Source organism: Geitlerinema calcuttense NRMC-F 0142, from assembly GCF_030285425.1.
The window spans coordinates 1-21,146 of sequence record NZ_JASVEJ010000012.1 but is presented as its reverse complement, the minus strand read 5'-3'; the positions used below and the strand labels follow the sequence as shown (position 1 = coordinate 21,146).

The window sequence follows — 21,146 nt, the reverse complement described above, 5'->3', positions numbered from 1 at the left end:
TTAGAAACGAGTGCGATCGCCAATGGCTGCTTGCAACCGTTCAATCACTTCAGATACGGTAATTGCGCCTAAATCTTGCGACTCCTTCCCAGCTTCCCGGATACGAACGCTAAGGGTATTAGACTCAACCTCCTTCGCCCCAATGACTGCCATGACGGGGATTTTCTCCTTCTCGCCATTGCGGATCATCTTAGGAAGGCGATCGCCGCTAGCATCCACCTCAACCCGCATCCCCAAGCTTCGCATTTGATTGGCGACTTGGTAGGCAAAATCGCGCTGAGTATCGCTAACGGGGAACAGGCGAACCTGCACGGGCGCTAACCACAACGGGAAATCCCCCGCATACTCTTCAATTAAGATACCCACCAAACGCTCAATTGAGCCAAAGGGGGCGCGGTGAATCATCACCGGACGCTTGCGCGTCCCATCTTCAGCCACATACTCTAAATTGAAGCGTTCGGGTAAGTTGTAGTCTACCTGTACCGTTCCCAACTGCCACTCGCGATCCAAGGCATCGCGGAAGATGAAATCGAGTTTGGGGCCATAAAAGGCGGCCTCGCCAATGCCCTCAAAATGTTCCATCCCCAAGGTTTCCACCGCCCGACGAATCGCGCTTTGGGCCTTATCCCAAGCCTCATCAGAACCAATGTATTTATCCTTCAACTCCGGATCGCGGAAACTCAACCGCGCCCTAAAGTTACTTAAACGCAGCGTCTTAAACACCGATAGGGTTAAGTCCACCACATTCATAAATTCCTCGTCTAGCTGTTCTGGCGTGACAAACAGGTGCGAGTCATCTTGGGTAAAGCCGCGTACCCGCGTTAACCCCCCCAGTTCTCCCGATTGTTCGTAACGGTAAACAGTGCCAAATTCAGCTAGGCGCATGGGTAACTCGCGATATGAACGCAAGTCGCTTTGATAGATTTGGATGTGGAAGGGGCAGTTCATCGCCTTGAGGACAAAACCTTCCTCTTCCGATTCGCCCATCATCGGAAACAGGTCATCTTTATATTTTTGCCAGTGACCCGATTTTTTGAATAACTCAACTCTGCCGACGTGAGGCGAGACGACTTGCTGATAGCCGCGCTTGACTTGTTCCTGTTTGAGGAACTCTTCTAGCAACTGGCGGATGGTGGTGCCTTTGGGCGTCCACAGGGGCAAACCCGGCCCCACGAGATCGGAGAAGACAAACAAACCCAGTTCTTTACCTAATTTGCGGTGATCGCGTTTGAGGGCTTCTTCTTTGCGTCGCTTGTATTCTGCAAGTTGTTCGGGGGTTTCCCAAGCGGTGCCATAAATGCGCTGAAGTTGGGCTTTGGTAGCATCTCCGCGCCAATAAGCCCCGGCGACGCTTTCAATGTCGAAGGCTTTGGGGTGCAGTTCTCCGGTATTTTCTAAGTGGGGGCCGGCGCACAAGTCCCACCATTCTTCGCCGAGATGGTAGAGGGTGATGGGTTCGGTTTTGATGTCGTCGAGGATTTCGAGTTTGTAGGGTTCTTTAATTTGTTCGATCCGCTGTTTGGCTTCTTCGCGGCTGACTTCTTCGCGAATGACGGGCAGTTTGCGGTTGATGATTTTGATCATCTCTTTTTTGATCGCCTTCAGGTCTTTTTCGCTGAAGGGTTCGGGATGATCGAAGTCGTAATAAAAGCCGTTTTCAATCCAGGGGCCAATTGTCACCTGTGCTTTGGGAAACAGCTTTTGCACCGCCATTGCCATTATGTGAGAGGTTGTGTGACGGATTTTTTTGAGGGTTTCCGATTCACTGGTACGAGGAAGATGTATTGGGGCAGTTGGCTGTTGGACTTCTTGGAGTTCGGAAGCGGGCATGGGTTGTTTCACTTATTCCATCGTCTGGGTGACTTTGTATCCTGACGCAGCACTAGGGATAGCACTACGGTTGGGGATTGAAAGGCAGCAAGCTGAGAGCGAAAGCTGAGGGGTTTGACTCAGCAGTCGGCTATAGCTCTATCTTACCGATTTGAGGATGTTCCTGTTGAGGCGATCGAAAATAAAGAAATTTCAGGCAAAATGTAACAAAACGTAAATCAGGTTAAGATTATGAGATAAGCTTAGTCATTCGTTTTAGTTTGATGTTTAACTCGAATCCGCCTGACCCAGAGCTACTGAAGTCGGTATTGCAACCTCTGCTTGAAGATTTTCAGTATTGGTTTGCGCGATCGCGTTCTATGCTAGAAGTTCAGGAGATCTCTTTTCTGAGCGACGCCGAACAAACCGACTTGCTAGAGCGAGTTAAACAGGCACAAGGGGAAGTCAGTGCAGCGCAAATGCTGTTTAAGGCAACTCAGGGTCAAGTTGGCATTGAAACGGCAACATTGATGCCTTGGCACCAACTGGTAACGGAATGCTGGCAAGTGGCGATGCGGTGTCGGCAAGAACAAGCGACTCGCATTCAACAGCAGTAATCGCTTTCCCTCCTGAAGGCGAGATGATGCAGAGTCAAAACTGTTGCGATGCGTCTATTGCCTGGGTTTATGGGTTGCTCATATTTGTGAATAACACTCTGGTTTGGAGGAACCTTTTATGTTACACCTGCTCTATATTTTGGCATTTTCTGTTCTCGCCATTTTAGCGGTTGGCAATTTGATTCGCAGCTTGCTAACTCTAGGGCTGGAATCAACGCGCAGCTACTCTGCACCATCGGGTTTCTCAGGAATGGGTCAAAATGCTTATGGGAATGGTTCGGTTCTCTCTCGCCGTCCTGTTCCTCATCCTGAGTTTTTAGATGATACGGGGAATGTGATTAATGAGCCTTTGCTGATTATGCGCTCGATTACGGTGGAAGATGCTCGCGAACAGTTAGATGCGCTTTACAATTCGTCTCCGAATACGCCAACTAACGATCGTCGTGAAGAGTCATAGACTGTTTGCGGGGGAAGGGTTTCCATTAAATTCCCTCCCATTTGGATTTAAATTTTGATTCGTTGAGAATATCGTTTTTAAAAAATGGTTCAGCTACTATAAAAATCCGCTTTGGGGAGAGGTTCATCAGAATCTCTCCCTTTTTGGGTTCTAGGCTAGGCGAAACAGAGGGTTGACTTTTAAAAGTTCTGGATCGAAGTTTTGCGCCCAGTTGACAAAGGCTTCTGTCATCAGGTTCCGTTCTTTGACGCGCACTAGCAAGGCGGTGTATTGACTTTTTTGCTTGACAATTACGGCACTATACCCTTTAGAGTGGATGGTGGCATGGTGAAAGCCTTCGAGTTGGAGAGAAGACATCAGGAGCGATCGCAGACCCAAGGCTTGGAAAATGGTCTGCACCCAACTCATGTTATTGATTTCCTCTGCAATTAAATATTCTCTGGGCAAACCGTTCAAGTCAAAAATTGCAGCACCGACAACAAAGTCTGTATAAGATCCCCCAGAGGCAGGAGAGAAAGAAGTCTCAGAGTTTGGATCGGGCGACATAGGAAACTCGGATGGAAGGTGCGATAACTCAGAGTGAGGGGATAAGCAAATCACTGAAACCTCTGGGAATTCATACACCCAGTTGTGGTTAGCCAATTCGCTAGCCTGAGTCCCTACAAGAACAATTTTTAAGTCGGGGTAGAGGTTCTGCACGCGCCAACACAGGGATTGAGTTTGTTTGTGCAGCAGTTCTACATCCAACAGTAATACATCAATAGCGCGATCGCGCAGACCCTTCACCAACTCCAACTCGTTCGGGCAAACCCAACAATCTGCCTTGCTTGACCCCAAAATCGTGGGTAAACAGCTTGGATCTAATCGATTAGACGCCAAAATTGCTTGCAGGTTGTGAGTGGGGTTGATTAAATGGGTCAAAGGTTTAGTCAATTGCTATCTCCTTTTTATTATTGCCGGATTCAAGGCCGATGAACTAAAACAACTGCGATCGCCTTGAGCTTTTAACCTGAAAGACGCCCATCGTTAACTGAGTTTGCTATGCTCATAGACTTATTCTAAAAAGCTTATAAATTTTTTTGCGACCGTACATTCGACACGCATGGAGCTTCAACCCTTCGATCGAGTTTTAACCTCGCTGTGTATTTTTGCGGATATTGGTTAAAGACTTTATGTGCCTTAAGCAACTTTCGGAAGTTTTTCTGAGCTTAACCCTCTTAAAAGGTCGATCTCGTCTGTGCGGATACTTTAAACTGGGTTTAGCCCAAAGTCAGACCTGTCAAAATGAAGCATCTATCGCGGTTAGAAATTGCTGAAGCGATCGCCATTTTCCTAGCGATCTTGGGGTTAATTGCGACCTCGATTACCCAACAGCTCTTTTATAGTCTGGTGCCGCTAACTGCTTCTCTGGTGTTGAACTGGATTAACCGTCGCCGTGGATTCCGCTTGCACGCCCGTCGGTTAAAAAAAGCGCTAGGGCAGACAGAGCAGCGTTTAGAGACGGTTCGGATCTCAGATCCTTCCTCCAGGGAATTGTCTCTAGCGTCCTCAGAACTCGATCTCAATGGGTTGGTTGCCACCTTAGATAAATTGCATCAACAGCAACAAACGATTGAGCAATCCATCGCCCCCATTAAACATCAAATCGATCGCTTAACCGAACAATTTAAACAGCGTCCCGAACTGAGTCAAATTGAAAGCTTAACCAGCGTTATTATCGATTTACAACAGTTCATCAATCAACTGCCTCAATGGGGAAACCTCCAACAGCGACAACTGATTGAATTACAAGAGAAAGTGGATAGCGCCCTTGCCCAATTAGAGCAAAAAATGGCTGCAATTCCGTCTCAAGTTGAAGTCGCTTTGCACGATCGTTTCCACAATTCAGATCAAAGTTGAGATGGGGTATCGGGAGCCACTTCAATCCCCCCCATCCGCTGAACAGTCTGTTGATCGGTAATTAAATCGCTAAGTTCGTTAACTTGCACGCCAATGTCTTGACAAGCTCTTTTTAACTCTTGCTTAAAAGTGTTGAAATCGCTGCCATAACCGCATAACTCGGTAGCAGCTTCAATCCCTTGTTTAGCATTGGCTTTTGCACAATCAATCAACTCAGTTCCTTTCAGGGGTTGGGATGCAGACATAAGTACCTATATCTTAAATTTCCAAAGGGTAATCGTAATTGAAAACAATGATTATTTTGGCGAGAACAACTGAACCCCTTAAATTGGGTTTAGTCAAAGCTCAATGCGATCGCGCTCTTGTTGCAGGAAATTGTACGAATAAACACGCGCTAATTCCATCCCCCTAGAGAAAGAAACCTTCGCCCTCAGCTCAACCAATATTTATAGGCGGAATACGCCAGCGTCACCACTCCAATGACAATTGCCGACTCATCCACTTCAAAGAGGGGGTGATGCAGGGGATGATTCACTCGGTTTGGATATCCCACCCCTAGCCGGAACATCGTACCGGGTGCGTGTTCGAGAAACAGAGAAAAATCTTCTGCGCCTAAAGAAGGTTCCGGGAGAATCTGAACGCGATCGCTCCCCCAGGCCTCTCGCGCCGCTTCCTCCACCAGTTGAGTCAATTGCGGGTCATTTTGCACCGAAGGAACGCCTCGCCGATAGTTCAGCTCGTAGCGAGCGCCGTAGGTTTGGCAAACATTCGCCACAATCTTCTCAATCCAACTGGGCAAATTCGCGCTGGTTTCAGGATGGAGCGATCGCACCGTGCCCACCAAGCGAACGCGATCGGCAATTACATTAGAAGCGCGTCCTCCCGTAATCTGACCGATCGTTAATACCACCGGACGCAAGGGATTCTGGGTGCGGCTAATCGCCTGTTGCAAGCTCGTAATCACCTGGGCGGCGATCCAAATGGCATCAATCGCTTCATGGGGTCGAGCGCCATGACCCGATTCCCCTAAAATCGCAATCTCTAGCTCATCGGCGGCTGCCGTTAGCGCCCCGTAGCGGACGCCAATACTTCCGGCGGGAATGGAGGGGAACACATGCACCCCTAAAATCGCATTAACATTTTCCATTGCCGCATCTTGCACCATCCAGCTTGCACCTTGAGCAATTTCCTCAGCCGGTTGAAACAAAAAGCGTACGGTGCCCGGTAAAGCCTCCCTCAATTGGGATAAAACCATTGCCGTTCCCAAACCGACTGTAGTGTGTACGTCATGGCCGCAAGCGTGCATAATTCCGGTTTGGCGCGAGGCAAAATCCAAAACGGCCTGTTCTGTAATGGGCAAAGCGTCCATATCGGTACGGATGGCAAGGAGACGGCGATCGCTACCGCTACTTTTTAGCTCGCCAATCACCCCAGTTTTGCCAACCGCCTCTTCAACGTGCAAACCCACTGATGAGAGAACCCCGGCAACATAGGCGGCCGTTTGGTACTCTTGGCCGCTCAGTTCGGGGTGGGCATGAATGTGACGGCGAATTTCAATCAGGCGGGGGGCTAATTCAGCAGCGATATCTTTGATGCGAGCGAGCATAGGGGGAGTATTTATAAAGTTTAAATATTGGCACCTCGATAACTTACTAGCTTAACGCGCAATTTCAGCGAATGCGGGTTGATGTACGGTTACGCACTCAGCAAGCCGGACGATTCGCTGCGGTTTCTCATCGATTGAATCTTGGAAGTTTGAGCTTTTCAAAAGGACAAAAAACCCCTAGTTTTAGAACTAGGGGGAATCGGGTTTATCGGATTAGGTAAATCACCAAAGCGTTAATTTAATGAGTCTGGCAAGTTTTTTCTTGGCTGTGCAGTAAACTTTCGCAAGAATCCCAACTGGTTTTTAGGGCCGCAACGGATGCCTCATAGCCGCTATTGTAGGGTTGATGGCAGACTAAAAACACTCTATAGAGGTTATATTCAAAATCAATAAATTCACCCATTGCGGGAACTCTACTGCATTCTAAGATTTTTTTCGTTGACCTGCTATCAGGATCTTCTTTAAGGTACAAACAAATTTTGATCATAGGTAAGCTCCTGATTAAATCAGTTTGAGGCGCGTCAGGACAGTTGAGAATTAACCGAAAAGTTACATTAACCTAGGTCAAGTCGAGTCACGAACCCAAATCTAACGCTTCAAAGATCGAAGCATTAATTTCGGATATTCGTTACATTAGTTTACATTGACCCTGTTGTAAAAGGCACCCAGTTCGTCAAAAACTTCGTAAGACTACCGAATTCCAGTTGAGGTTTTGAGAGATTGAGCGATTTGCTCTAGGACTCTGCCAAAATCGCAACAGGGTGAGGAACCCACGCTTTATAATTAAGATTTATTGCAACGAACTGGAAACTAGCGCTCCAGATTCGGGCAATGGCGAGGGGCAATTTGCGTTGGCAAAACCTTGACGAAGCCATGCCCGCAGATCTATTACCGCAGGCTATAGCATTCGCGGAGCGATCCGATGTCTCCGAGTCAAACTCGGTGCGAAACTCGCTCTTAAATCTCTCCGGGAATTGCTCTTTTAGACTGGCGAGTAAACCGATGGCGACCGTTGGCTGGCGGTTCGCTGGCGCAACTGTACCGCCTGGTATTCTCACCTCAGCAAAGCAATTGGAGAACCTCATGCTGCGACTCGAACACATCAGTAAAACATACTCAACGGGTGAAGTCCTAAAAGATATTAACTGGGAAGTCAAACCGGGCGATCGCGTCGGTTTGGTGGGGGTCAATGGGGCCGGGAAATCGACCCAACTGAAAATCATCGCAGGTGAAGAGGAACCCACCAGTGGCGAGATGATTCGACCTGCGAGTTTGCACATTGCTTACTTGACTCAAGAGTTTGATGTCGATCCGGGTTGTACAGTGCGTGAGGAGTTCTGGAAAGTTTTTCAACAAGCCAACCACGTTCAGCACGAACTGATGCGGGTGCAGCGACAGATGGAGTCGGCTAGCCCAGAGGAACTCGATCGTCTGATTCATCAGCTTGATAAGTTCCAACGTCAGTTTGAAGCCTTGGATGGTTACGGCCTAGAGGCTCAAATTGAGAAGATGTTACCAGAAATGGGATTCGATCGAGAAGATAGCGATCGCCTGGTGAGCGCTTTTAGCGGTGGCTGGCAAATGCGGATGCAGCTTGGGAAAATCCTGCTTCAGTCGCCGGATCTGTTGCTGCTAGACGAACCCACCAACCACCTCGATCTAGAAACCATTGAATGGTTAGAGAACTATCTTAAGAGTTTAACTATCCCAATGGTGATTGTGTCACATGACCGGGAATTTTTAGACCGCCTCTGCACGCAAATTGTTGAAACTGAACGCGGCATATCCACCACCTATCTCGGCAATTACTCGGCTTACCTGCAACAGAAGGCGGAAAACCGGGAAGCCCAAATGACCGCCTACGAACGCCAACAGAAGGAACTCGAACGCCAGCAGGTGTTTGTCGATCGCTTCCGGGCTAGCGCCACCCGCAGCACCCAAGCCAAAAGCCGAGAAAAGCAATTGGAGAAAATTGAGCGGATCGAAATTCCGGAAGGGGATTTAAGAAGCCTGCATTTCCGCTTTCTCCCCGCGCCTCGCAGCGGTCGGGAAGTGGTGATTATTAAGGATTTGACCCATACCTATGATGAGAAGATTCTATTTTTAGGGGGGGAGTTGCTGATTGAAAGAGGCGATCGCATTGCCTTTCTCGGCCCCAATGGTTCCGGCAAATCTACCCTCCTGCGCCTGATGATGGGCATGGAACAACCCACAGAAGGAACCGTCGAACTAGGGAAACACAATGTCATTGCGAGTTATTTTGAACAAAACCAAGCCGAAGCGCTGGATTTAGAAAAGACGGTCATGCAGACCATTCATGATGAGGTTCCCGACTGGAAAAATGAAGAAGTCCGCACGCTTTTAGGTCGATTTTTGTTTAGCGGCGATACGGTGTTTAAGCAAGTTAAGGCTCTCAGCGGTGGAGAAAAAGCGCGACTGGCTCTGGCTAAAATGCTCTTACAGCCTGCGAATTTGCTGATTCTGGATGAACCGACTAATCACTTGGATATTCCAGCCAAAGAGATGTTAGAGGAGGCGCTACAGCACTATGATGGAACTGCAATTCTCGTTTCTCACGACCGCTACTTTATCTCTCAAGTGGCCAACAAAATTGTAGAAATTCGAGATGGCGAGTTCCGCGTTTACCTGGGCGGCTACCCCTACTATCTCGATAAACTCGAAGAGGAGAAAGAAGAGGTGAAACTGGCTGCGATCGCGGCTGATAAAGCAGCTAAAGCGGAAGCCAAACGCGCTAAACAAAAAGAAAAAGAGAAACTGCGAAAAGAAGGTAAATCAAAAGCCAAAGGTTAATTGTTGTCAAATGCTAGTCACGATCAAAATCCACTGGCTAATGGGTGCGATCGCGCTATTGGGAAGTCTGGTACCGTCCTTAAGTGCGATCGCTCAACCCTCAGAAAACGCGACCTGTCCGCAACAACCCGCCCTCTCTCGCCTTACCCGCCATCGGGTGGCTGCGGGAGAAACCATTGAGAGCATTGCTGAGAAATATAACCTGATGCCAGCAACCCTGATGGGAATGAATCCTGTTTTGCAGGGGGGAACGGCTCCGGTTGGGACAGAGTTGGAAATTCCCCCTTATAATGGCATCCGGGTTCAAGTCCCGGCAGGACAAACGTTACCAGAGATTGCTGAAGCCTATAATGTGCGTCCTGATGTGCTTTTTGAGGTGAATGGCTGTCAAACGAATCTGAGGGTTGCCTTTGTACCGGGGGTGAATTGGTCTCCAGGTCGTCCGGCCCCCCAAGTGCTGACCCAGCTATCGGGCTATCCTTTACCCCAGGTGGTAGAAGTTGCACGGGGTTATGGTTGGCAAGTCAACCCCTTGAATTCTCAGGTTTCGTTTAATAGCGGTGTGGCGTTACAAGCCGCAACCGGAACGCCCGTTTTAGCCGTCGGTGAAGGGACGGTGGCGTTTGCGGGCGATCGCGGGGCCTATGGCAATCTGGTGGTGATTAATCATGCCGGGGGTCGTCAATCCCGTTATGCTCATTTAGCGACCCTCTCGGTGGCAGCAGGGCAACAGGTGCAACAGGGCGATCGCTTGGGGACAGTGGGAACCACGGGAACTCGCGCCTTATCAGAACCTCACTTACATTTTGAAGTCCGCTACAATTCGCCGTTGGGGTGGGTTGCTGAAGATCCGGGGTTATATATTCAAGCCATTCAAAACGCCCAGAAATACTAAGCACAAGAGCCGAATCAAACAGCAACCTTGGCGGGAAAACCAACTTGAACGGCGGTTTGATGCTCTACATAAGACCTGAGAAACCGGGTTTCTCGACGAAGAATAAAGGGTTTCAGCTTGAACAATTGGCAAGAAACCCGGTTTCTGGCACGCGTCATTTAAAGCACAATGGGTTTAGCCGAAGCGTTCAGCTAAACCCACCTTAAAAAACAATCGCTAACGATTAAGAAACGCTTGCCAGTTCTTCAGAAGATTGGGGTTCTTCTGGGGGTAGGCCTTTAATTTCGCGATAGACTTTGATGTATTCTTTGGCGCTTAATTCCCAGCTAAAGTCTTGTTGCATTCCCCGTTGTTGCAGGTTTTGCCAATCAGACTTAAAGCGGAACGCTTCAGAGGCTCTCACCATGCAGGTGTACAAGTCTAAGGCTTCGTAGCGGTCAAAACAATAACCCGTTCCCAGTTGCTTGCTTGGATCGTTGTGCGATACCGTATCGACTAAACCACCCGTGCGCCGGACAATGGGAACGCAACCATAGCGCATCGCCAGCATTTGACTAATCCCGCAAGGTTCAAAGCGCGAAGGCATTAAGAACGCATCGCAACCCGCATAAATTCGGCGAGATAGGGCATCATTGTACAGCAGTTGCACCGACATTCGTCCCCGGTAGCGAGAGGCTAGCTGCCACATTTGGGTTTCGTAATGGCGATCGCCTGTTCCCAATAAAATAAACTGAGAATCGGTATAGGCCAAAAAGCGATCGAGGACTTGCATCGTCAAGTCAATCCCTTTTTGCTCTACCAACCGCGTCACCATCCCCACTAAGAAAATATTGCGGTTGACTTCTAGACCAACTTCTTCTTGCAGGGCGACTTTATTCTTAATGCGATCGCTAGTTTGCTTAGAGCTAAACTGCTGAGGGATATACTTATCCGTTGCCGGATTATAACTCTCCGTATCGATCCCGTTAATAATCCCAACCGTTCGACCGCTAATAAACGAGAGCAAGCCTTCTAGTTCTTCTCCATATTCTGCCGTTTTAATTTGCTCGGCATAGGTGGGAGAAACGGTTGTCACCTTATCGGCATACTGCACGGCTGCCGCCATTGTATTGTGACCTTGCATATACCAAGGACACCAAGTCATTTTCTCTAAGCGCCAGCGCCAAGGACCTTGATAGGCAAGGTTGTGAATTGTAAATACCGTGCTAATATCTGGCGACTGGTGCATCCAAACGGGAATCATCCCCGTATGCCAGTCATGACAATGGATAACATCCGGTTTCCAGTAATTCCAAGCAAACTCGGCGGCACCATTGGCAAATAGGGTAAACCGCCAGTCTTCATCGCTTCCGGCATAAATATTGCGACCAGAAAAAGAGAGATGACCAAACAAGTATAGAGGGACATCGGTTCCTGGTAGGGTGGCTTCGTACACCGCGAAGCGTTCAAACATGGCATCTCCCCACCAAATGGGTTCGGCCGGGACATCCATTTTATCGGGTAAAAAGCCATAGTACGGCATGAAGATGCGAACGTCATGACCCATCTTCCGCAAGACTTTAGGCAATGCACCCACGACATCACCCATACCGCCAACTTTTGCAATGGGTGCAGCTTCGGCTGCAACAAATAATATTTTCATGCAATCCTAATATCCAGTCTCTTCTGTCAATTGTCTTTCATCTCCTGCACATTACAAAAGTTTTATCCTTTAAATCAATAAAACCCGCGATCGCGGGTTCAAAAAGATGCCAGCAGGAATTAGCGTTTAGCGTTGAATTTCGGCAAAAATTTCGTTTAGGATCGCTTGCGCGCCTTGGTCTTTGAGTTTATTCGCCAATTCAATACCCAATTCTTCCGCTTGAGTTGCTGCACCGCTCGTCGTATCTTTAATCAGACGCTGACCATCTAAGCTCGCCACCATTCCGGTTAAGGTGAGGGTTTCGCCTTCAATGACGGTTTGCACGCCGATGGGAACCTGACAGCCGCCTTCGAGTTCTCGCAGAAAGGCGCGTTCGGCATAGCAGCGTTGGGCGGTGGGTTTGTGTTCTAAGGCTTTGAGGAGTTCTAGCACTTCAGCATCTTCAGCCCGACATTCAATCCCTAATGCCCCTTGTCCGACGGCGTGGAGGGAGACATCTGAGGGGATCGCTTGGTGGATGCGTTCGGCCATGCCCAGGCGTTGCAATCCGGCCACTGCTAAAATCAGGGCATCGTATTCGCCTGCATCCAGTTTAGCGAGTCGGGTGTTGAGGTTGCCGCGAATATCTTTAAATTCTAAGTGAGGATAATGGTGGCGCAGTTGGGCAAGTCGCCGCAGGGAGGAGGTGCCGACAATGGTTCCGGGGGGCAGGGTGTCGAGTTGTTTATCTTTATGCTTTTCGTGAACCACTAGGGCATCGGCGGGGTTTTCCCGTTCGGTGACGCATCCTAACACTAAGCCTTCGGGAAGGTTGGTGGGGAGGTCTTTGAGGGAATGTACGGCAAAGTCAACTTGGTTGTGCAGCATCCCCAGTTCCAGTTCTTTGGTGAACAGTCCTTTGTCGCCAATTTTGGAGAGGGCAACATCAAGGATATTGTCCCCTTGGGTACTCATGGTATGCACTTCAAAGGTGCGGTTGGGGTAGTGTTTTTGCAGTTGTTCTTGTACCCAGTGGGTTTGCACGAGGGCCAGTTGACTTTTGCGAGAACCAATGCGAATGGTACGGGAGGGACTGGAAACTGTGGATGTCATAAAGCCGTTTGTTTATCTAGGAGCAACATTAGAGTCACTCGATCTAGACTACCGCAGGGAAGACCCTCTGGAAGCTTTAAAGTCGATTGGTGTTGACTCGGATGCTTGAGGGAATTGCAATTAAACGGAGGCGGGGATCGGCGCGCCCTAAAGTTAAGTTTTATGACAATTTCTCAAAGTATTTCTGCCGATATTTGTCGATTGGGGGTGATTTTTGTTAATAAATGCGCCGGGGATCGCGAAAATAGGTGCGATCGCCTCCAATCTAAGTTGTGTGGGTCGTGTTAACTCGGCTACCGACAAAATTTGCATTGTGAAGTACAATTTTATGCATAGACCCCATTGAGGTGAGGGATTCTTAATTTACAGATTCGGATAGATTTTGCTAGTGATGCGGAATTTACTCAGGGTAATTTGTAGTATTAAGCGATACCTATTTCGTTAGCAAGCGATCGCAGAAAGTACAAGTACAGTTATCTTGGCTCTTCGATCGAATCAGTTTTGAGAGATTGCACAGAGGTTTGGGCACAATCGCTTGAGAAAGTGAGTCCACCAGATTCTGGTATTGGACCTACCGTGCGCGATCGCGCTTCAGGGGTTGGTTTGTTAAGGAGTGCCTACCATGTTAGAAAGACTATTTCTAGCCATTTCAATGACATTGCTGCTGCAAATGCTATTGAATGCTCACTCGCCTTCGGTTAGACAAGCAGCATCCTCTTCAACGATTGAAGCAGGTTATAAATTGACTTGGGTTTCCCAAAAATAAATAGCTGAATAGCAAAAAAACTGCATTGTGCAAATTTACCTGTTGGCACAATGCAGATTTTTTAGAGAGTCATTTAATCGATCCAAAGACAATGATTGATCGCCCACTTCAATCAATCAACGATGCAAGAAGATTTCTAGAGATTGGCTAAGTTTCCAAAAATTCCATGTCCGGTTAAGACCTCAAGAACGAGCAGCGACACAAAGCCAATCATCGCTAGGCGTCCGTTGAGCTTTTCAGCATAGGCGGTGAAGCCAGCAGTCGATTGCTCTTGAACATACACTTGAGGTTCGATGGCAAAATTGTTCATTTTGCCTGCTTCGTCAACTATAGAGCCGCTACGCATAAGGTTTTCTCCTGAAAAGGTTTTATTTAATTATCTTGTTAACAAATGTAACAGAGATGTTTAGTTTTGTAAAGATAATGAGATTCGCTTGCCCCAATGGCGAACCTCTAAGCCACCATCCGGTTAAGTTCTGGCAATGTCGGAATGTGTAAAGTACAGACCACTCACAAAAAACAATGAATGTGGACGACTTATTAAAGCTCTACGCCACAGGGGAACGGAACTTTGCTCAGGCGCATTTACACGAGGCGTACTTGAGTCGAGCAGACCTAATGGGTGCTAATTTACAAGGGGCGGATTTAATCGGGGCAAATCTTGCCGATTCCAACCTCAGCCGCGCCAACCTCAGTCAGGCAAACTTAAGCCGCACCAATCTCACTGGCGCAACTCTCGCGAGTACCGACTTATCCAATACAATTCTGATTGGAGCCAATCTCTATCGGGCGAACCTGATGGAAGCGGCTCTCAACCGGGCAAATTTGAGCGGTGCTAACTTACGAGAAGCCAATCTTGCTGGAGTTAGCTTAGTGAAGGCGGTTCTGGGCGAGACTGATTTGCATGGGGCGAACTTGTTTGGCGGAAACTTGCGTTGGGCGACACTAACCGATGCAGATTTGATTGGAGCGAATTTAGGGCAGGTAGACTTGCGAGGAGCAGACTTAAGCGGAGTCAGTTTAATTCGGGCGGATTTAGCCGGAGCAACGTTAAGCGCGGCTGACTTGAGTTATGCCAACCTGTTGGGGGCAAATTTAAGCGATGTGGATTTGACGGGGGCAGATTTGAAGGGGGCGATTTTACCCGATGGTAGCCTTTCTCATTAACGATGTTTGCCAAGGGCGATCGCAATTGAGCCAGCCATCACCAGCCCTGCTCCCATTATCCCTAAAAGGGTGAGTTGTTCGGGGGGAAGCAGGTGGGGCAAAAACTGAGAAAACACCGTGACAGAAGCGAGCGTCACGATGGGAGTTGTTGCCAAAACGGCGCTGACTCGCGAGGCTTCCCAGTGTTCTAAAGACTCTGCAAACGCGCCATAGGCGACTAAGGTATTTAACGCGCAGAAAATCAGCATTCCCCATTGTACGGGGGATAAATCGAGGACTTGTCCGGGCGTGGCAAAGGGACTAAACAGCAATGCACAAGTCCCGTAGACGATCAACATGATATTCGAGGAGGGGAGTTGTTGCAGCAGTTGTTTTTGGGCGAGGGCGTAGACTGCCCAAACTGCGGCCGCGATCGCAATCAGCAGCGATCCGCTAATGTATTGGTTAGCGGAGGCAATTAGGTGTTTGAGTTGTTCGTGAAAAAAGAGGCTAAAGCCTGTGGTGAGAATGGCGACGCCTCCCCACTGTGTCAGGGTGTAGCGTTCTTTGAAAATGGCTAAACCGCCAAATCCCATTAACACGGGGGCAAGTTGAATTAAAACTTGGGCATTGGCGGGAGAAGTTTGAACTAAACCTTGCAGATACAACAGATAATTAAGACCGAGGAACAGAGTTGCGATCGCCAACAGTCCCCAAGAGGTAGAACGCAGCGTTTTTAGGGTGGGTAATTGTTGCGTTTTTGCCAGATAAAGCGCCAGCAAACTAAAAGCGGCTAAAAAGCGAAACCAGGTAAGCGTGTAGACATCTAAGGTTTGGAGCGTAATGCTAAGGGCAATGGGAAGAACTCCCCAAAGGCAGGCGGTGAGTAAAGCAAGCGCTAAACCGTAGCGCCAACGTCCTGAAGTTGTATGTAGCGTCATGGGATGAAAAATGAAACTAACCGAAAGGTCAGTCAGTTCTGTTAGCAGACTTTCAATATAATCATTCCCAAATTTTGCCTCTACCTCCAGTTGGGCGATGTCAGGTATCCAATTCTCTTTAGACCATTAAGATTTACCCTAACAATTTATGTCAAATTCTCAGTTAGAGAGTTCTCAACCCTCAAAGCAACAACCTTGGCTCAATCGACGTTCTTGTACAATAGGTTGTTTGGGCTATGTTGCCGGGTTGATTACCTTCCCCCTAATCGTCATTCTACTGACGAATACGCCCCAAAATCAGAAAGAGAGATTGCTAGAAGGAAGAAGCCAGAATTGCCAGAACTGCGATTTTTCTTATGAAGACTTATCCTTTGCCCAACTCAATAAAGTCAACTTGGCTGGGGCTAACTTGGAAGGTGCTATTCTGGGGGCGGCTCAGTTAAATGGGGCAAATTTATCTAGGGCTAATTTGAAGTCTGCAATATTGCGACAGGCTCAGTTAAATCATACTAATTTTGAGGGTGCAGATTTGACTGGGGCAGAGTTTCGCTGCGGTGCAGGAACCTGTACGGATTTAACGGGAACCCTTTTTATCAATGCAAATCTCACCCGCGCAGATTTTCGCGTCGTGGGGTTTACGCCAGTGGGTGAAGTGGGGTTAGAAGGGGTTGATTTTACAGGAGCAAATCTAACAGAAGCCAACTTTGAAGGGGCAAGTTTAAAGGGAGCATTGTTAGAACAAGCCAAGTTTTGTAAAACTACAATGCCTGATGGAACCCTTTCTAATCGGAATTGTCAGGAATTGGCTGGCGAATAGAAGGTTTGTTTCAGATGTTTAACTGATTTGAAGCAGTTCTAAAAGTTGAGATTCGTTTAATTGAGTAATTCCGAATTTCTCTGCTTTTTCGAGTTTGGAACCGGCTTCTGCGCCGACGACGAGATAGTCAGTTTTGGCGCTGATAGAACTTGTGACTTTTCCGCCTGCATTTTGAATGAGGGCTTTGGCTTCATCCCGCTTTAAGGTGGGTAAAGTGCCGGTAATTACAAAGGTTTTGCCTGTCAGTTGTCCAGTTGTGGGTGATGATGTTGACGCTGTGGCGGCGAGTTGCAACCCGACGGCTTTTAAGCGTTCAATCAGGGTTTGGTTCGCCGGAACTTGGAACCACTGGGCAACCGCTTGGGCAATTTCTGGGCCAATACCATAGATGCCTTCAATTTTAGCGGCACTGGCAGCGCTCAGTTGTTCGACGTTGGGGAATTGTTGCGCCAGGGTTTGGGCGTTGACGCTACCGATGTGACGAATCCCCAAACCATATAATACGCGATGCCAGGGTTGAGTTTTAGATTGCGCGATCGCACTTATCAATTTTTCCGCTAACTTTTGCCCCATTCTCTCTAGAGACAAGAGTTGTTCTAGGGTTAAATCGTATAAATCTGCAACAGAATGCACTAAGCCTTTATCCACCATCTGAGACACCAGTTTTTCACCCAAGCCGTTAATATCCAACGCATCGCGGCTTGCCCAGTGAATCAGGGAACCGCGTACAATAGCATCGCAGGAAGCATTAATGCAGCGGGTAACGGCTTCTCCGGGTTCGCGTACCACTTCGGAACCGCAAACCGGGCAATGGGTAGGCATTTGGAAGGGTTGGGCGTCAGGGGGGCGCAAGTTGGGGAGTACGCGCACCACTTCGGGGATAATTTCACCCGCTTTACGGACAATGACGGTATCGCCGATATGTAAGTTTAACTCGCTAATGCGATCGCGATTATGCAGCGTCGCCCGCGATACGGTAGTTCCCGCCAATTGCACGGGTTTTAACTCTGCCACTGGGGTAAGTGCGCCTGTTCTTCCCACTTGGACGGTAATTGATTCTACCAGGGTGGGCGCTTCCTCTGCTGGATATTTCAGCGCAATTGCCCAGCGGGGAAACTTTTGGGTAAAACCCAATTGCTTTTGTAGCCCAAAGGCATTTAATTTCACCACCACCCCATCGGTAAGATAAGGTAACTGGCGGCGTTTGGTATCCCAATAGTCGTAATACTCAGCCACCTCTTGTAAAGAAGGACATAATTTACGATTAGGATTCACCTTAAATCCCATTTTCTGAAGGCTTTCTAAAGCATCCCATTGGCTATGGGTATTTCCCGAATCTTGAGATTGAATAGAAGCCATTAAACCCGTTTCTACAGATTCTTCACTAGCGCGTTGTTCGGCTAGGCTGGGAATATGCAAAGTATAGGCAAAAAAGTCTAAATGCCGTTGGGCAACAATCCGGGAGTCTAACTGGCGTAAGGTTCCCGCCGCTGCATTTCGAGGATTGGCAAATAAGGCTTCTCCGGCTTTTTCTCGTTCGCGATTAATCCGTTCAAAAACCTCTAATCCTAAAAACGCTTCGCCTCGCACTTCCACCCTAGGAGGCGGATTTTCTAGATTTAAGCGTAGGGGAATAGAACGGATGGTTTTCACATTTTGGGTGATTTCTTCTCCGGTTATTCCATCGCCGCGCGTCGTTCCTCTAACTAAGATGCCATCTTCATAAGTTAAGGCTAGCGCCGAACCGTCAATCTTGAGTTCGCAGACATAGGCAAAGGGGTCTAACTTTTCAATTTGTCTTTGCCAGCGTTCCTGCCATTTCTTTAACTCTTCAATATTAAAAGCGTTCTCTAAACTATAGAGCGGAATATTATGCTTAACTGAAGTAAACTGGGAGGCGGGTTTATCTCCTACCCGTTGGGTTGGACTATCTGCAACCCTGAGTGCAGGATATTGCGTTTCAATATCTTGCAATTCGCGATAAAGTTGGTCATAAATTGCATCCTCCATAATTGGAGCATCGAGAACGTAGTAAGCATAACCCGCCTCTTGGAGTTGTTTGCGGAGTTGTTGAGTACGCGCGATGATTTGGGGGGAGGGTTCTAACATTGTTTCGGTTTAGGAATAAAAATGCAACGCTATTTGCGTTTCCTGGCTTCGGGAGATACATTCTTAAGATTGAAGTCCCTCTTTTTAAGGAAGATTGTACTGTATCTCACCAGAGAGAAAGCCGCTATCCATGAAGTTTAGATCCAAACAGATAAATTTGAAATAATCCGTTGGTAATATTAAGTTGCAAACAAAGGGCGTACTCTATTGTACACCCAAAAGCTTGCAGTTTAATTGGCTTTAACGCGTCCAATCTTCAACTTCGTATAAAAAGCGAGTTCCGCCTAGCAGTTTGCGATTATAAGAGGTACTTTGGACAAAGACGACATATTTTTCTAGATTGCTAGGCTTAATTCTGGCGGTGCTTCCTTCGGGTAAACCTAACATTTCGCGGGCGGCTTCTCCTTCAAATAAATCGCCAGTATTTCTATCCATCAGAACAATCTCTTTTTGGCTTTGAATTGTTTCGGTTTTGGTGAACTCATAAAAGCCGCGCCCGGTTTTGAAAGTCAATCCATTTTCTTGAACAAAAACCTTGATTGGACTATCCTTATCAACATCTAATACTTGAAAACGTCCCGGAGAAACGGTTCGCAAATCAGCGGCTTCGTAATGAGTGGAACTCTCGCGGTTAAGCAGCGTATTAAAGATTTTATTTAATCCCCGACTCATCCGCCCAGAGTCAAGAATTTCTTGTTCGTAAGATTGAAGTTTATCTGTTGAGTCTTGCTGATAACAAACCGCCAGAAATAAGTCGGTAATGTAGGAAAATTGATCGAGAGAAATATGAAAGCCACCCGATTTGTTGGCGAGTTCTTGATAAAAGGGAGTCGCGTGACGGCGATTTAAGGCTTGCACGCCATATACAGTAACCTCTTGATTGGATAATTTTTCGAGTTCCTCGCGCCAATTGAGTTGTTGAGGGTTTTGTTTTGGGGCGTGCGGTAAATCGTCGCCAATTAAAACAAAGGACTTGGTTGCAGAGGATGTCCAATTTAAAGATTGGGCTTCATGTAAGACTAATTCATAACATTCTGGCGCATCGCCTCCACCTGTAGGTTCAACGGTTTCGATAAATTGGCAGATTTTATCAATATCTCGCGATAAGTCTAAGGTTTTGGTAACATAGGTGGAGTTGCGATCGCAATAATCGCCATGCGCGATAATTCCAATCCGAATTTCGGGTATTTCTTCAATCAGCCGAGTGACAGTGCTTTTCACTTTTCGGCGCACCTGGGTTAAACAAGGATACATACTCCCAGTCGTATCAAAGCTGAATACAACTTCAATAGAATTCGTCATCTGAGTTGTCTCCAAAGTTAAGGTTTTTAGCGAGTGCTGCTCGATGGGTTGAAGTCTGTAACGATTCTAGTCTAACTTATGTTGATTATATTTTCAACTTCCTGTGATAACGCCTGCTATGTAAAGCTTTCAGTAATTTTATCGGGAGATGAGAGAGCCAGATTACTCGCAGCCTTGGAATCGGGTTTACAGGCTCAGTGCGATCGCTGTACCATAGGGAAAAAATCCTAAAACGCCCCTGAATTTCAGCCAATGCGATCGCCCATTATTATCGCCCATCGGGGAGCCAGCGGATATCGCCCGGAACACACCCTAGAATCCTACACATTAGCGATAGAATTGGGTGCGGATTTCATCGAACCCGATTTAGTCATTAGCCGAGATGGACATTTAATTGCTCGTCATGAAAATAACATTACTGAAACCACAGATGTTGCCGAGCGAGCAGAATTTGCAACGCGCAAAACGAGTAAAATTATTGAAGGTAAAACCGTCACGGGTTGGTTTAGCGAAGACTTTACCTTAGCCGAACTCAAAACCTTAAGAGCCAAAGAACGTTTACCCTTTCGCAATCAAACCTATAACGGACAATTTCAAATCCCCACCTTTCAAGAAATCCTGCAACTTGCCCAACAGAAAACCCAAGAAACGGGACGAGAAATCGGAATTTACCCAGAAACTAAACATCCTAGTTATTTTCAATCTATCGGCTTATCCTTAGAAGAACCCTTAGTCGAAATTTTGGAGGACTTCGGCTATACTAGCCCCAATTCCCCCTTATTTATCCAATCCTTTGAAATCGCGAATTTAAAAAAACTGAATCACCTCATTGATGTTCCTCTAGTTCAGTTGCTTGGCGAGAAAAATCAGCAACCCTACGATTTTGTCTTACAAGGCGATAAGCGTACCTATCAAGATTTAACCACTCCTGCTGCATTATCCCAAATTGCGGATTATGCTGATGCTATAGGCCCAAGTAAGCGATTAATTATTCCCCAAGCACAAGACTCTCAACTGCTACCGCCTACCCCTTTAATTCAGGAAGCGCATCGAGTAGGATTGAAAGTTCACGCTTGGACTTTTCGTACTGAAGCTTGTTTCTTAGCACCAGAGTATCAAAACCAGCCAGAGAGAGAATACCAACAGTTTTTTCAGTTAGGAGTTGATGGCGTGTTCAGCGATTTTCCAGATGTCGCGTTCAAAGTCCGCCAGAGCTAACGCTTTTTGGGCAACACCC

20 protein-coding genes are annotated in these 21,146 nt (G+C 47.5%); 9 read left to right on the top strand and 11 right to left on the bottom strand.

All coding sequences use genetic code 11. The features are described from left to right. Positions 1-1,830: a threonine--tRNA ligase gene (gene thrS / locus QQ055_RS03145; protein ID WP_286004219.1), complete on the bottom strand. Its 1,830-nt coding sequence runs from the start codon at positions 1,828-1,830 to the stop codon at positions 1-3. A 263-nt stretch (positions 1,831-2,093) separates the two neighbouring features. On the opposite strand from thrS, the gene QQ055_RS03140 reads away from it, so the two are divergent. Together QQ055_RS03140 and QQ055_RS03135 are read left to right on the top strand one after the other, a co-directional pair. After that, positions 2,094-2,426, top strand: a complete 333-nt coding sequence (locus QQ055_RS03140; protein ID WP_069969226.1) for a DUF2605 domain-containing protein — start codon at positions 2,094-2,096, stop codon at positions 2,424-2,426. 118 nt (positions 2,427-2,544) lie between these two features. After that, on the top strand, positions 2,545-2,883 hold the full coding sequence (locus tag QQ055_RS03135; protein ID WP_069969225.1) for a DUF2973 domain-containing protein: 339 nt from the start codon (positions 2,545-2,547) through the stop codon (positions 2,881-2,883). Between the two features lie 150 nt (positions 2,884-3,033). Here the strand turns inward: QQ055_RS03135 and QQ055_RS03130 are convergent, their stop codons facing one another. After that, complete coding sequence (locus tag QQ055_RS03130) at positions 3,034-3,816, bottom strand: hypothetical protein (protein ID WP_283360555.1); 783 nt, start codon at positions 3,814-3,816, stop codon at positions 3,034-3,036. A gap of 351 nt (positions 3,817-4,167) precedes the next feature. On the opposite strand from QQ055_RS03130, the gene QQ055_RS03125 reads away from it, so the two are divergent. Next, the gene (locus QQ055_RS03125; RefSeq protein ID WP_286004218.1) at positions 4,168-4,782 is read left to right on the top strand and encodes a hypothetical protein; all 615 of its coding nucleotides are present in this window, start codon (positions 4,168-4,170) and stop codon (positions 4,780-4,782) included. Here the strand turns inward: QQ055_RS03125 and QQ055_RS03120 are convergent. The 3 genes from QQ055_RS03120 to QQ055_RS03110 form a co-directional block, all read right to left on the bottom strand. Further along, positions 4,773-5,027 (bottom strand): hypothetical protein, encoded by a 255-nt coding sequence (locus QQ055_RS03120; RefSeq protein WP_069969223.1) that lies wholly within the window; start codon positions 5,025-5,027, stop codon positions 4,773-4,775. The genes QQ055_RS03125 and QQ055_RS03120 overlap by 10 nt on opposite strands. Positions 5,028-5,212: 185 nt before the next feature. Further along, positions 5,213-6,388 carry a M20 family metallopeptidase gene (locus QQ055_RS03115; protein WP_069969222.1) on the bottom strand — a complete coding sequence of 392 codons (1,176 nt, stop codon included), beginning with the start codon at positions 6,386-6,388 and terminating at the stop codon, positions 5,213-5,215. Positions 6,389-6,626: 238 nt separating this feature from the next. After that, the gene (locus tag QQ055_RS03110; RefSeq protein WP_158020435.1) at positions 6,627-6,791 is read right to left on the bottom strand and encodes a hypothetical protein; all 165 of its coding nucleotides are present in this window, start codon (positions 6,789-6,791) and stop codon (positions 6,627-6,629) included. Positions 6,792-7,471: 680 nt separating this feature from the next. On the opposite strand from QQ055_RS03110, the gene abc-f reads away from it, so the two are divergent. Both abc-f and QQ055_RS03100 read left to right on the top strand, forming a co-directional pair. Next, on the top strand, positions 7,472-9,199 hold the full coding sequence (gene abc-f, locus QQ055_RS03105) for a ribosomal protection-like ABC-F family protein (protein WP_069969219.1): 1,728 nt from the start codon (positions 7,472-7,474) through the stop codon (positions 9,197-9,199). Positions 9,200-9,209: 10 nt separating this feature from the next. Next, positions 9,210-10,094 (top strand): LysM peptidoglycan-binding domain-containing M23 family metallopeptidase, encoded by an 885-nt coding sequence (locus QQ055_RS03100; RefSeq protein WP_283360552.1) that lies wholly within the window; start codon positions 9,210-9,212, stop codon positions 10,092-10,094. A gap of 223 nt (positions 10,095-10,317) precedes the next feature. On the opposite strand, the gene glgA is transcribed toward QQ055_RS03100, so the two are convergent. Together glgA and hemC are read right to left on the bottom strand one after the other, a co-directional pair. Then, positions 10,318-11,736 carry a glycogen synthase GlgA gene (glgA, locus tag QQ055_RS03095; RefSeq protein ID WP_283360551.1) on the bottom strand — a complete coding sequence of 473 codons (1,419 nt, stop codon included), beginning with the start codon at positions 11,734-11,736 and terminating at the stop codon, positions 10,318-10,320. Positions 11,737-11,862: 126 nt separating this feature from the next. Next, complete coding sequence (gene hemC / locus QQ055_RS03090) at positions 11,863-12,828, bottom strand: hydroxymethylbilane synthase (protein WP_283360550.1); 966 nt, start codon at positions 12,826-12,828, stop codon at positions 11,863-11,865. 622 nt (positions 12,829-13,450) lie between these two features. Here hemC and QQ055_RS03085 point away from each other — a divergent pair. Further along, a complete protein-coding gene (locus tag QQ055_RS03085; protein WP_158020434.1) occupies positions 13,451-13,594 on the top strand; it encodes a hypothetical protein in 144 nt (47 codons plus the stop codon). Between the two features lie 136 nt (positions 13,595-13,730). Here the strand turns inward: QQ055_RS03085 and QQ055_RS03080 are convergent, their stop codons facing one another. Further along, complete coding sequence (locus QQ055_RS03080; protein WP_069969215.1) at positions 13,731-13,940, bottom strand: chlorophyll a/b-binding protein; 210 nt, start codon at positions 13,938-13,940, stop codon at positions 13,731-13,733. 176 nt (positions 13,941-14,116) lie between these two features. Between QQ055_RS03080 and QQ055_RS03075 the strand changes: the two genes are divergently transcribed. Beyond that, entirely contained in the window at positions 14,117-14,761 is a 645-nt protein-coding gene (locus QQ055_RS03075; RefSeq protein ID WP_286004217.1) for a pentapeptide repeat-containing protein, read from the top strand. Here QQ055_RS03075 and QQ055_RS03070 read toward each other — a convergent pair. Continuing rightward, the gene (locus QQ055_RS03070) at positions 14,758-15,681 is read right to left on the bottom strand and encodes a DMT family transporter (RefSeq protein ID WP_286004216.1); all 924 of its coding nucleotides are present in this window, start codon (positions 15,679-15,681) and stop codon (positions 14,758-14,760) included. The genes QQ055_RS03075 and QQ055_RS03070 overlap by 4 nt on opposite strands. A gap of 148 nt (positions 15,682-15,829) precedes the next feature. On the opposite strand from QQ055_RS03070, the gene QQ055_RS03065 reads away from it, so the two are divergent. Continuing rightward, a complete protein-coding gene (locus QQ055_RS03065; protein ID WP_286004215.1) occupies positions 15,830-16,498 on the top strand; it encodes a pentapeptide repeat-containing protein in 669 nt (222 codons plus the stop codon). A gap of 18 nt (positions 16,499-16,516) precedes the next feature. Here the strand turns inward: QQ055_RS03065 and ligA are convergent, their stop codons facing one another. Then, positions 16,517-18,607: an NAD-dependent DNA ligase LigA gene (gene ligA, locus QQ055_RS03060; RefSeq protein ID WP_286004214.1), complete on the bottom strand. Its 2,091-nt coding sequence runs from the start codon at positions 18,605-18,607 to the stop codon at positions 16,517-16,519. Between the two features lie 240 nt (positions 18,608-18,847). Continuing rightward, positions 18,848-19,909, bottom strand: a complete 1,062-nt coding sequence (locus tag QQ055_RS03055) for a vWA domain-containing protein (protein ID WP_286004213.1) — start codon at positions 19,907-19,909, stop codon at positions 18,848-18,850. 252 nt (positions 19,910-20,161) lie between these two features. Here QQ055_RS03055 and QQ055_RS03050 point away from each other — a divergent pair, with 252 nt between their 5' ends. Next, on the top strand, positions 20,162-21,127 hold the full coding sequence (locus QQ055_RS03050) for a glycerophosphodiester phosphodiesterase (protein WP_286004212.1): 966 nt from the start codon (positions 20,162-20,164) through the stop codon (positions 21,125-21,127). Positions 21,128-21,146 lie beyond the last annotated feature (19 nt).